At 74.3% G+C, this 12454-nt stretch carries 8 protein-coding genes; 5 read left to right on the top strand and 3 right to left on the bottom strand.

Annotated elements, in window-relative coordinates; genetic code table 11:
- The first annotated feature begins 208 nt into the window (after positions 1-208).
- The gene (locus FRAAL_RS16650) at positions 209-2692 is read left to right on the top strand and encodes an ATP-binding protein (RefSeq protein WP_157892120.1); all 2484 of its coding nucleotides are present in this window, start codon (positions 209-211) and stop codon (positions 2690-2692) included.
- A 58-nt stretch (positions 2693-2750) separates the two neighbouring features.
- Positions 2751-3143 carry a DUF2237 family protein gene (locus FRAAL_RS16645; protein ID WP_085949675.1) on the top strand — a complete coding sequence of 131 codons (393 nt, stop codon included), beginning with the start codon at positions 2751-2753 and terminating at the stop codon, positions 3141-3143.
- A 41-nt stretch (positions 3144-3184) separates the two neighbouring features.
- Here FRAAL_RS16645 and FRAAL_RS16640 read toward each other — a convergent pair whose 3' ends face one another.
- On the bottom strand, positions 3185-4120 hold the full coding sequence (locus tag FRAAL_RS16640) for a sulfotransferase family protein (RefSeq protein WP_011604940.1): 936 nt from the start codon (positions 4118-4120) through the stop codon (positions 3185-3187).
- A gap of 189 nt (positions 4121-4309) precedes the next feature.
- Between FRAAL_RS16640 and FRAAL_RS16635 the strand changes: the two genes are divergently transcribed.
- On the top strand, positions 4310-5236 hold the full coding sequence (locus FRAAL_RS16635; protein ID WP_041939394.1) for a glycoside hydrolase family protein: 927 nt from the start codon (positions 4310-4312) through the stop codon (positions 5234-5236).
- Between the two features lie 286 nt (positions 5237-5522).
- On the opposite strand, the gene FRAAL_RS16625 is transcribed toward FRAAL_RS16635, so the two are convergent.
- Together FRAAL_RS16625 and FRAAL_RS16620 are read right to left on the bottom strand one after the other, a co-directional pair.
- Positions 5523-6737, bottom strand: a complete 1215-nt coding sequence (locus FRAAL_RS16625) for an ABC transporter substrate-binding protein (RefSeq protein ID WP_011604938.1) — start codon at positions 6735-6737, stop codon at positions 5523-5525.
- Between the two features lie 595 nt (positions 6738-7332).
- Positions 7333-8097 (bottom strand): crotonase/enoyl-CoA hydratase family protein, encoded by a 765-nt coding sequence (locus tag FRAAL_RS16620; RefSeq protein ID WP_011604937.1) that lies wholly within the window; start codon positions 8095-8097, stop codon positions 7333-7335.
- Between the two features lie 627 nt (positions 8098-8724).
- On the opposite strand from FRAAL_RS16620, the gene FRAAL_RS16615 reads away from it, so the two are divergent.
- Both FRAAL_RS16615 and FRAAL_RS16610 read left to right on the top strand, forming a co-directional pair.
- Entirely contained in the window at positions 8725-10206 is a 1482-nt protein-coding gene (locus FRAAL_RS16615; protein WP_231861040.1) for an XdhC family protein, read from the top strand.
- A gap of 603 nt (positions 10207-10809) precedes the next feature.
- On the top strand, positions 10810-12369 hold the full coding sequence (locus tag FRAAL_RS16610; RefSeq protein ID WP_011604934.1) for an MFS transporter: 1560 nt from the start codon (positions 10810-10812) through the stop codon (positions 12367-12369).
- Positions 12370-12454: the final 85 nt, after the last annotated feature.

The raw sequence follows: 12454 nt of genomic DNA, 5'->3' as shown, positions 1-12454 counted from the left end.
CCTGCCGGTTCTGGTGCGTCACGGCCAGCGTGCGGGGTGCCCCTGAGGGTGTCGAACGCCGCGTATTCTTTACCGGGTTAAGGAAGGGGTCGTGGTGGGGACTGGGAGTCGGGGCGTCGGACGGAACGCCGAGCCAGAGACTGGGGTCGAGGCCGGGGGGTGCAGCGGAGCAGGAACCGAAGGGGCAGGAACCGAGGGGGAAGGCGAGGTGGATCCGGCGGCCGAGGCGGTGGCGCAGGCGGCGGCCGCGGGGCGGGCCGAGCTGGAGGCTGAGCGGGACTATCTGCGGCGGGGTCGCGCGGCGCTGGCGGGGATGCGGGCCGAGGCCGAGGGCACGCAGGTCGCCGGCGGCGACCCGGTCGACGACAAGGTGACGATCGAGTTTCTGCGGATCGCCAGGAAGCGTCGGATCGCCGGTCTCGCCGACGGCGAGGGGACGGCGCCGCTGTTCTTCGCCCGTCTCGACTACGCCCCCGATGCCCGGGGGGCGCGCGATGGCCGCGGCGGGTCCGTGGATCGCGGCGTCTCCGGCGCACCGGGAGCTTCCGGCGCACCGGGAGTCTCCGGCGCACCGGGAGTCTCCGGCGCACCGGGAGTCTCCGGCGCACCGGGAGTCTCCGGCGCCCCGGGAGTCTCCGGGGTGCCGGGAGCTGACGGGTCCTTCGAGGCTGACGGGTCCTTCGAGGCTGACGGGGCCGCGGGGCGGCGGTTCTACCTCGGGCGGCGGCACGTGCGCGAGTCGGCTGGCGACGACCCGCTGGTCGTCGACTGGCGCACCGATGTCGCCCGGCCGTTCTACCGGGCCCACCGCGGTGACCCGATGGGCGTGCTGCGGCGGCGACGCTTCGGCTACGACGGTCCCGAGCTCACCGCCTTCGAGGACGAGCCGCTCACCGGATCCGGATCGGCCCCCGGCGACGCCACCACCGGCGCATCGGTGCCGCCGGGAGGTGCCCCGCCGGCCGGGGGACTGGCAGCCGGGGGACTGGCAGCCGGGGGATTGCTCGAACGGGAGATCGAGCGGCCGCGGTCCGGTCCGATGCGCGACATCGTCGCCACGATCCAGCCCGAGCAGGACGAGATCGTCCGCGCCGACCTGGCCGTGAGCGTGTGCGTTCAGGGGGCGCCGGGGACCGGCAAGACCGCCGTCGGCCTGCACCGCGCCGCCTACCTGCTGTTCACCCACCGCGAGCGGCTTGCCCGGGCGGGGGTGCTCGTCGTCGGACCGAACCGGGCCTTCCTCGGCTACATCGCCGCCGTCCTGCCGACCCTGGGCGAGTTCACCGTCCGGCACAGCACGCTCGACGAGCTCGTCGACACGGTCGCGGCGCGCGGGGTGGACGGCGTCGAGGCGGCGACGCTCAAGGGCGATGCCCGCCTGGCCACCGTGGTGCGCCGGGCGTTGCACGACGGGCTGCGCTCCCCGGACGGGCCGGTGCGGGTGGTCACCTCGGTCGGGCGCTGGACGGTGGGGGAGGAGGAGTTCGCCGGCCTGTTCGCCGACGCCGCCGCCGGGCTGCGCGCCGGCACGATCCGTTATGCCGCCGCCCGCGACCGGCTCGCCACCCGGCTCGCCGCCGCCGTGCGCCGGCACGCCGAGGCCGGCGGGCACTTCCTCACCGACGGCGCCCTGCGCACCCTCGCCCGCGGCCGGGCGGTCCGCGACGCCGTCGAGGCGGTCTGGCCGAAGGTGGACGCGCCCGCGCTGGTCCGCCGGCTGCTCACCGACCCCGCTCTGCTCGCCCGCGCCGCCGACGGCGTGCTCGACCCGGCCGAGCAGCAGATCCTGCTCGCCGCCGCGCCGCCCGGCGGGGTCCGCACCCCGCGCTGGTCGCCTGCGGACGCGTTCTGCATCGACGAGGCCCGCGACCTCATCGACGGCACCCCCGGCGTCGGCCACCTGATCGTCGACGAGGCCCAGGACCTCTCCCCGATGCAGTGCCGCGCGCTCGCTCGGCGCTGCGCCGACGGCTCGCTCACCGTCCTCGGTGACCTCGCCCAGGGCACCACCCCGTGGGCGGCCACGTCCTGGCACGCGCAGCTGGCCCACCTCGGCCGACCCGGCGCGCACCTGGAGGTGCTCACCCGCGGCTACCGTGTCCCCGCCCAGATCATCGCCTTCGCCGGCCGCCTGCTCGCCCACATCTCCGCCGAGCTCACCGCGCCCACCTCCGCGCGCACCGCACCCGGCGCGCTCGTCATCCTGGCCGCCGATGCCGATGCCGATGCCGATGCCGACGCCGCCGATGCCGCCGACGCCGCCGACGCCGACGTGCGCGTGGCCGCCATCGTCACCGATCAGGTCGCCGCCGCGCTCGGTCGCGCCGGCTCGCTGGCGGTCGTCGCCGCGGACGCCGACGTCGCCGCCCTCGCCGCGGCGCTGGCCGGCGCCGGCCTGGGTGTCGACGTGCTCGGCGCCGACGACACGCCGTCGCGGGCCTGCCTGGTACCCGCGTCGCTGGCCAAGGGCCTGGAGTTCGACCACGTCATCGTCGTGGAGCCGGCGTCGATCGTCGCGGGGGAGATCCACCCCCGTCTGGGCCTGCGCCGCCTGTACGTGGTGCTCACCCGCGCGGTCAGCGAGCTGACCGTCGTGCACGCCCGGCCGCTGCCCCACGAGCTGCGCGACCCCGTCCCGGCCACTGCCGTCGCGCCGGCCGGGATGGACGTGCCGGTCGTCACCGCCGGATGACCGGCCCGATCTGGCCAGACCCTGTGTGACCATCGTGCGCGTGGGAGAAAATGGGCGGGTGGCAGTGGAGCGCAACGTTCTCGGTGGCGAGCTCGAACCGTGCGGCACCGATCCGGTGACCGGCTTCTACCGGGACGGGTGCTGCAGCACCGGTCCGGAGGATCTTGGCAACCACACCGTCTGCGCGGTCGTGACCGCCGACTTCCTGCGGCATCAACGTCAGGTCGGCAACGATCTGTCGACGCCCCGGCCGGAGTACTCCTTCCCCGGTCTGCGCCCCGGGGACCGCTGGTGCGTCGTCGCCGTCCGCTGGTTGCAGGCCTACGACGCCGGGGTCGCCGCCCCGGTCGTGCTCGCCTCGACCCACGAGCGGGCCCTGGAGGTCATCCCGTTGGAGGCGCTGCGCGCCCACGCCGTCGACGTTCCCGCGGACCCGCGCTCGCTGAGCTGATCCCGGGACGGCCAGGCTGACCTCGTCCCCCTCCGACCCGGTCAGTCGATCACCTCGGGTTCGAGGCCGACGGTGAGCCAGTCGCGGTAGACCAGGCCGGTGATCTCCTCCAGCCGGGCGATGTCGTCGACGAAGTACGGCAGCACCGCGCGCCGCTGCTCGGGGGTCAGCTTCGGCCGGCCGCCCTTCTGGCGCTGCAGCGCGGACAGTAGCGGGTCGCGCACCACGCGGCGCAGCGGCACGGGGAAGTGGTGGCCGATGCGCCCCCCGGTGCGCAGCGCCGCCCGCAGGGCGGTGTTCACCGGGGTGTCGGCGACGAACGGGGTGACGTTCTCCGACGGCACGAGGCCGACCAGCCCGGTCTCGACGCCGAGGAACTCGCAGACCCGGTCCAGCGTCGCCACGGGGGAGTCGCGCAGGTCCCGGTAGCGCAGCAGCAGCACCTGGTCACGGGAGAACAGGCCGAACAGGTGGGCGAGCTGCTCGCCGTAGCGGCCGAGGGAGACGTAGTGCCAGAACTGCGCCCAGCCGGCGTCGCGGCGCTCGGCCTCCAGCGCGCAGGCGCGGACGAAGTCGCGTTCGCTCTCCAGCCCCGCCGCCCACAGATGCGTCCAGTTCGAGTGGGCGCGGTCGACCGGGTTACGCAGCAGGACGATGATCCGCACCTTCGGCAGCAGCCGGCGGATCCGGTTCTGCGCGTCGAGGTCGTAGAGGTAGAACGGGGTCGCCTCGCCGGCGAGCGTCCCGGCGGGCGCCGGGTCGAACAGCGCCTCGTAGTCCCGGCGGCGCCACACGTGTTCCTGGTAGGTCTGGGCGTCGCCGGGGCCCCCGCGGGCCGGCGGCGGGCCCTCGGAGAGGAAGAACTTCGGCTCCTTCACCTGGGGCAGGAACAACCCCGGATGCTGCGACAGCGCGGCGTGCAGCGCCGTCGTGCCGGCCTTGGGCACACCGAGCACGAGGAAGTCGGGAAGGGCCATCGCCGGTCGCTCCTCCAGGGACGGGGATCGGGGTCGGCCGATCCGGGCACGGGTCGGCGCCGGTCGGCGGCCACGCGCGGGCATAGCCGGGTAACTCGACCGGTGAAATCAGGATGGTAGCCGCGCGCCGCCCCCGCCGGGGCCCGCTTGCCCGACGGCCCCCGGCAGGCGAAACGGTAGGGTTGCGGCGTGGCAATCAGCCAGCAGCACACGACGTCCCAGACCGTTCCCCTGCCCGGCCGGCAGCCCGCGACCACCGTCGCCGCCTCACCCGGGTCGGGCCCCGGCTTCTGGGCCGGCGCGCCCTGCGCGGTGCTGGTGGACGGCGTGTTCTACCTGGCCTACCGGCTGCGCCGCCCGGTCGGCTCCGGCCGCGGCTACGGGCTGGTGATCGCCCGCTCCACCGACGGGGAGACCTTCACCGAGATCGCCGAGGTCCCACGCGACCCGTTCGGCGCGGAGAGCCTGGAGCGGCCCGCCCTGGTGGCGACCCCGCAGGGTTCCTGGCGCCTCTACGTCAGCTGCGCCACCCCGGACAGCCCGCACTGGTGGGTCGACCTGCTCGAGGCCGACTCCCCGGCCGCCTTCGACCCGCAGCGCCGGCGCACCGTGCTGCCCGGCGACCCGGCCACCCTCGCCGTGAAGGACCCGGTCGTGGCCCTGCTCGACGGTCAGTGGCAGCTCTGGGCGTCCTGCCACCCCCTCGACGACCCGCTGGCCACCGACCGGATGGACAGCCGGCACGCCACCAGCCCCGACGGCGTGCACTGGACCTGGACCGGGACGGCGCTGGCCCCCCGCCCGGGCCACTGGGACGCCCGCGGCGTGCGGATCAGCGCCGTGCTCACCGGCGGCACCCAGCCGGTGGCCTACTACGACGGCCGGGCCAGCGCCGCGCAGAACTGGGCCGAGCGCACCGGCCTCGCCGTCGGCATCACCCCCGACCGCTTCCACGCCGTCGGCACCGAGCCGGCCGCGTCCTCCCCGGACGGCGACGGCGCGCTGCGCTACGTCAGCGTCGTGCCCCTGCCCGACGGCTCCCACCGGCTGTACTACGAGGCCGCCCGGCCCGACGGCAGCCACGAGCTGCGCACGGAGCTGCACCCGGCACCCTGAGCCGGCGCGCCACGCCGGCCCCGACGCCCGCGACGGCCGCGCACGAGCCGTACCACCGGCAGGGTCACCCCCGCCGCGCCGACCTCGATCAGCACCTGGCCGGGACCCGGCTCCGGCACGTCCACCCGCTCGACCCGCAGCACCGCGGGGCCGCCGTAGGAGTGGAAACGGACCGCCTGCACCCTGACGCCTCCCGTGGACCCCGACGACGTCGATCGTCGACACCGTCGAAGTCTGGGGGGGACGTCGGCGGGGTCAACGGATGTTCGCCGGCCCCGCCGGCGGGTCAGGAGGTGATCTCCTTGCCGCAGAGCTGCTCCTTGACGACGTCGAACGCGGTGCCGGCGTCGTTGACCTGCACGAAGGCGTAGCAGGTGGTCTGGCGACCCTGGCCGTGGGCGATGTCGATGGGCTGGATGAGGCCCTCGGCGTCGTAGTTCGTCACCGCGCGCAGCCCGTCGATGAAGCCCTGCCGGGTCGGGCAGTCGCCGGCCTCCTCCAGCCCGCGGATGAACATGTCCGTCTGGATGTAGGACATCAGCGGGATGTCCTGCTGTGGCTGGTCGATCTGCGGCGCGAAGCGGTTCATCGCGTCGACGTAGGCGGCGATCGCCGGCCCGCTGGACTCGAACGGGCGGTAGAACAGCGGCACCGTCACCCCCGCCATCGCGGCGCCGTACCGCTTGAGCAGCCCGGCGTCGTACCCGTTGACGGCCATGACGACCTTGGGTGCGTGCCCGCTGGCGCGCAGCTGCGCGAGAACCTGGACGAGGGCGTCGGTGTCGGTGATGGCGAGCAGGGTGTCGGCGCCGCTGTCGACGACCCGCTGGGCGATCGTCGTCGGGTTGTCGGCACCCGGGGTGTAGCTGACGGTCCCGCCGTCGCTGACGCCGGCCGCCGTCATGCTCTGCACGAGCTTGGTGCCCACGTCGGAGACGCCGCCGGACAGCGCCGTCTGCAGCAGCACCGACCGGCTGCCCCCGCGGGACTTCACGAACGTGCCGTAGGTGTCCACGGCGGCGCCGGTGGTGTAGGAGAACGAGAACATGTTGCGGTACTTCGACCAGACGCCCTCGGCGGCCAGCCCCGTGACGGGGACGCCCTGGTCGCTGAGGTACTGGGCGCTGCCGCTGGCCGCGATCGTGGACTCGATGAGGCCGAAGACCTGCTGGTGCTCGACGAGGTCACGCGCCGCGATCGCGTTCGCCGTCGGCGTGCCCTGATCGTCCCGCCACTCGTAGACGATCTTCCGGCCGTTGACGCCACCCTTGGCGTTGATCGCGCCCAGCCGGGCGTCGATGCCGGCGCGGGCAGCCTGCAACGGTCCCGACACCGCGCCGGTGTCCGGGTACACGACGCCGATGCGGATCGCGTCCTTGGTCACCCCGGGGGCGTCGCAGTCGCCGGCGGCGCCCGCCGCGCCGCCGGCGCAGCCCGTGGCGACGGCCGCGATCAGGGTGAACGCGGCGGTCGCAAGACGTAACTGGACGTGGCGGCGCATAAGCAGCGAACCCCTCGGTGGCTGGCAGCGGACGATCGACGAGAACGGGCGACGATCAGCGAACGGTGCGCGCGGACTCCGATCTCGTCGGCAGCAGGGTGCGCCTGGCCGGAACCACGACTGCGATGTTCACTGCCTGTGACAACAGGCACGTGCCCGAGGCGGGGACATTACCGTAAAATGTCCACAGCTGAGCACAATACCGAGCACACCTTTGTGGGGTCATGCCTGGTGGTCCTAGGTGTCCGCCGGCACCTGCGCGTAGTGTGCAGCGGGCGCAGCGTCCCCGCCCGCGGGCGCGATCGGCTCCATCGTGGTGACTCAAGGCAGCCGTGCAAGCCGCCCGGCCGCCGTTCGGCTCGCCGCCGACTCGCTTCGCCGCCGACTCGGCCCGCCGCCAACTCGGCTCGCCGTCGGCGTGGGTGCGTCGCCGCACTCTCGCCGCCGCCGGCGGCCCGTCCGCGCCGTCCGCCGTCCGCCGGCCCGCGTTGGCGCTGCTCGGCTCCGTCGTCCGCACGTGCGCGGCGGCCGCGCGGAGTGAGGAAGTGTCCGCCCGCGGCCGCCGCGCGCCGTCAGTTCCCTCGCCGGGCGAGGGTCACTCGCCGCGCCAGACCGGCGCCCGCTTCTCGGCGAACGCCAACGCGCCCTCCTTGGCGTCCGCGGAGGCGAACACCGGATTCATGATCTCCGCCTGGCGGTCGAACGCCTCGTCCGCCGGCCAGGAGGACGCCGACGCGAGGATCTCCTTGGTCGCGGCCACGGCCAGCGGGCCGTTCGCCGCGATCCGGGCGGCGAGCGCCCGGGCGCCGGCCAGCGCCTCACCGACCGGGGTCAGCACGTTGACCAGGCCGTAGCGGTGGGCGTCGACGGCGGAGAGCTGGTCGCCGGTCAGCGCCAGCTCCATGGCGACCTGGTAGGGGATGCGCTTGGGCAGGCGCAGCAGGCCACCGGCCCCGGCGACGAGGCTCCGCTTGACCTCCGGGATGCCGAAGGCGGCGTTCTCGGCGGCGACGACCAGGTCGCAGGCCAGCACGACCTCGCACCCACCGGCCAGGGCGAAGCCCTCGACCGCGGCGATGATCGGCTTGCGCGGCGGTGTCAGCGTGATGCCGGCCAGGCCTCGGCCCTCAATGGCGACGTTCTCGCCGCGCAGGAACGCCTTGAGGTCCATCCCCGAGCAGAACGTGCCGCCCGCGCCCGTGATGATCGCCACGGTCAGGTCCTTGCGGGACTCGAACTCGTCGAGGGCGGCGGCGACCCCCTCGGACACGGCGCGGTTCACGGCGTTGCGCGCCTGCGGGCGGTTGATCGTGATGACGGTGACCCCGTCGGCGTGTTCGACCAGAACTTCGTCGGACATACGTGCTCCCTTGTTGACGGACAGTAAGCCACGCGCGCCCGCGCCGCCGCATACGGGTGATCTCGCCGCGGACGTGGCTGTTTTCGCGCAATACCCGGTGGCCGAACGCTACCGCTGTCGCGCCGCAGAGGAGAGTTCTCGTCCGCTCCACCGCCGCACCCGGCCCGCCCGTCGCCCGTCCGCCCGTTCCGCCCGCGTTCGCCCGCGTCCATCCGCCCGCGTCCATCCGCCCGCGTCCGCCGCGCCTCCTGCCATCCACCCGCCCGCGCACGGACCATGATCGAAACCTGTCCGAGCGTCCACACCTCGACGTCCAGATCACGTGGCACTGGCAAGCCGTCAGATCACCATGGGAGCGTGGCCCGGCATTGCGCCGACAGAAGTGCCGCCCCGTCAGCGGGGCCTGGAAGGTCGGTAGGGAGAACGGGGTCGGTGGACACCACTGGTCGGTGGGTCGTGCGAGGTCGACCGGGCGCGCGGGGTCGGCGGGGTCGGTGGGGTCGGTGGGGCGTGGGTCACGGTGTCTCCACGCGGGTCGGTTTCGGGTTCTAGGGTGGCGGCGGGGCTCCGTGGGCAGGCATGTGTGCAGCTCGGGGGTCGATCGGGCGGCGGAGGGGGGTGGCGCCGGTGCGCGAGATCGCCGACGCGCTGCGGCGCTGGCGGGCCGAGGGGGTCGGGTTTGCGGTGGCGACCGTCGTCGGGGTACGGGGCAGCGCGCCCCGCCAGCCCGGCGCCGCCATGGCCGTCGCCGCCGGCGGGGAGGTCGTCGGCAGCGTGTCCGGCGGCTGCGTCGAGGGCGCGGTCTACGAGGCCGCGGCCGAGGCGATCCGCACCGGCATCCCCGCCCTGGAGAGTTACGGCATCTCCGACGACGACGCCTTCGCTGTCGGCCTGACCTGCGGCGGGATCATCGACCTGGTCCTTGTCCCGTACCCGGCCCGCGGCCCGTTCGCCGCCGCAGACGTGGACCGGCCCGACGCCGTCGGCGTGGACCGGCCCGACGCCGTCGGCGTGGACCGGCCCGACGCCGTCGGCGAGGTGGCTGTCGCCGCTGCCGCCGACCGTGCCGCCGACGGCAACGTGGAGGCTGCTGATGTGGGGGCCGGCGATGTGCGGTCCGGCGATGTGGGGGCCCGCGACGTTGGGGCCGGCGAGCAGCGGCGTGCGGGGGTTGCGCTGGACGCGGTCCTTGCCGCGCTGGCCGCCGACGACACCGTGGCGCTGCTGACCGTCGTCGGGGGAGGCGGGCTGGGCGGGCAGATAGCGGTGTGGCCCGATCGTACGGTCGGTTCGTCCGGGGTCGCCGGTCTTGACGTCGCCGCGGTGGACGATGCCCGCGGGTTGCTGGCGGCCGGTCGCAGTGGGCTGCGCCGCTACGGGCCGCAGGGGCAGCGGCGGCCGGACGCGATCGGCGTGTACGTCCAGTCGTTCGCCCCACCGGCGCGGATGCTGGTCTTCGGCGCGATCGACTATGCCGCCGCGGTGGTGCGGCTGGGCCGCTTCCTCGGCTACCGGGTGACGGTGTGTGATGCCCGGCCGGTGTTCGCGACCACGCGGCGTTTCCCCGACGCCGACGAGGTGGTCTGCGAACGGCCGGTGGCCTTCCTCCACCGCGCGGCGGTCGACGCTCGCACGGTGATCTGCGTGCTCACCCACGATCCGAAGTTCGACATCCCGGTGTTGCGCGCCGCGCTGCGCTCCCCGGCGCACTACGTCGGCGCCATGGGGTCGCGGCGCACCCATGCCGACCGATTGCGCCGCCTGCGGGACTGCGGTGTCGCCGAAGAGGACCTCGCGCGGCTGCACTCCCCGATCGGACTGGACCTGGGTTCGCGCACGCCCGAGGAGACGGCCGTCTCGATCGCCGCGGAGATCATCCAGAGCCGCTGGGGTGGCAGCGGCCGCCCGCTGCGGGCCACCAGCGGTCGCATCCACGCCGACTGGGGCGAAACCTCCGACAACGGTCGCATCCACGCGAACCAGGGCGAATCGGCCGACAGCGGTCGCATCCACGCCGAGCGGGGCGACCCGTCCGACGACGGTCGCATGCACGCCGACCGCGGCGTCCCGTCCGAGCAGGTCGCACCGTCCGAGCAGCCAGGCCCGTAGGCGGACCCCGCCGTGGCCGTGCCAACCCCTGCGCCCGGCCGAATGCTGCGGCTCGGTGCCAGGTGGCCTCGAGTGCGCAATGCCCGCCGGCCACCCACCTCGTCCGTAGCCTTACGTAATCTTCTGGGCACGGAATCGTGCCGAGGTCTCGGCACGCTTTTCGGCCGGAAAACCGTGCCGAAGCCTCGGCATGATCTGGCCTCAATCTGGCCGGAATCCGGGCGGGCCGGCGGGCCGGCGGGCTGGCGGCGGTGGTTGTGGGGCGTGGTGTGGTTCCGTGAACACCATGATCGTCGGCCGGTGTTGGCCGGGTCTCGCGGCAACGGCGGTCGTGGCCGGTCTGAGGCGAGCCGGTGGCCCCCGGGTGGCCACCGGAGTGCTCCGCCGCACGGGGGCATCGAGGCCCGTCGGCCGGTCGGAGAGCCCCGCGGCGGCGGCGAGGGATGGGGCCCCACCTGCGTGTCTGCGTATCGCGACGGGTGGCGGGCGTCACGAGGGCACTGCTCGCTTTGGTGAACCGCCGTTCACTATGCTGGTGAACGGCGGTTCACCGGCGAGCCGCCACCCTCGCGATCATGTCCTGCCGATCTGTCAAGGAGTCACGTGGACGAGCCTGCCGTGCATCCGGTCCGCGCCGCGTCCGCGAAGGAGGCCCCCGCGGCGGGCGGGGGACGCTCCCGGGAGCTCAGCGCCGTGCTGGGCGTCGGCGGCATCCTCACCGCGATCTCGCAGGTCTCGATCGTGCCGTTGCTGCCCGACCTGCCTCGGCTCACCGGCGCGTCGGCGTCCAACGTGAGCTGGCTGCTCACCGTCACTCTGCTCGTCGGCGCGGTGGTCACGCCGCTGTTCGGCCGGGCGGGGGACATCTTCGGCAAGCGGCGGATGCTGCTGGTCGCGCTCGGGATGCTGACCACCGGGTCGGTCCTGTGTGCGCTGACGTCGAACATCTGGCTGCTGATCCCGGCCCGCGGTCTGCAGGGCGCCTGCCTCGCGGTGGTGCCGCTGTCGATCAGCATCCTGCGCGACGAGCTGCCACCCGAGCGGGTCGGGTCGGCGGTCGCGCTGATGAGCGCCACCGTCGGCATCGGCGCGGCGCTCGGCGTCCCGTTCGCCTCCCTGATCATCCAGTTCGCCGACTGGCACGTGATGTTCTGGGTCACCGGCGGGCTCGGCCTGGCCGATCTGATCCTCGCCGGGCTGCTCGTGCGCGAGTCGAAGGTCCGTGCCCCCGCCCGCTTCGACATTCCCGGCGCGGTCGGGCTGGCCCTCGGCCTGCTGTGCCTGCTGCTGGCACTGTCCAAGGCGGCCGACTGGGGCTTCACCAGCCCGCGCTTCGGCGGCCTGATCCTCGCCGCGGTGGTGATCTTCATCGGCTGGGCCCGCTGGCAGCTTCGGGTCGCCGACCCGCTGGTCGACCTGCGCCTGGCGCGCCGGCCCGCGGTGCTCGCCCCGAACGCGGCGGCACTGCTGGTCGGCTTCTCCTTCTACGCCAACTCGCTGTCCACCGCCCAGCTCGTCCAGGTGCCGAAGGAGACCGGCTACGGCCTCGGCCTGTCGGTGTTCGCCAGCGGCCTGTGCCTGCTGCCCGGCGGCGTGGCGATGTTCGCCCTGTCGCCGGTCGCCGCGCGGATCACCGCCTCCCGTGGCCCGCGGATCACGCTGCTGCTCGGCACATGCGCCCTCGTGTTCGGCTACCTGCTGCGCATGTTCACCAGCGAGAACCTGCCGATGATCGTGGTCGGTGCGGCGGTGGTCGCCGCCGGGACGGCGCTGGCCTACTCGGCCATGCCGATGCTCATCATGAACGCGGTTCCCCGCACGCAGACGGCCGCGGCCAACGGCCTCAACGTCCTGCTGCGCACGGTCGGGCAGGCGATGTGCAGTGCCGCGGTCGCCGCGCTGCTCAGCCACCTCACGATGACGACCTCCGCCGGGGCGGTGCCGAGCCTGGGCGCCTTCCAGACCGTTTTCGCGATGGCCGGCGTGGTGGGCGCGCTCGCCCTCGCAGTGGGCTGCCTGGTGCCCACCCGCGGCCGCGCCGACGTGGCCGCGCCTGGGCAGCCCGCCGGCCCGTCGCGGACCGGGGACGCGGCCCGCGGCGGCGACGTCCCGTTGGGGGAGCCCGTCCCGGCCGCCGCGACCTCGGTCACCACGTCGCGCTGACCATGGGCCAGGACCTGCAGGGGTATGGCCACAGAGCCATGGTGACGGGGTCCGGGCGACGGGGTCAGCGTGGCGGGGTAGAGCG

Source organism: Frankia alni ACN14a, assembly GCF_000058485.1.
Taxonomy (GTDB): Bacteria; Actinomycetota; Actinomycetes; order Frankiales; family Frankiaceae; genus Frankia; species Frankia alni.
Note: the sequence above shows the minus strand (reverse complement) of the source record. Positions and strands in the feature narration are given on the sequence as shown.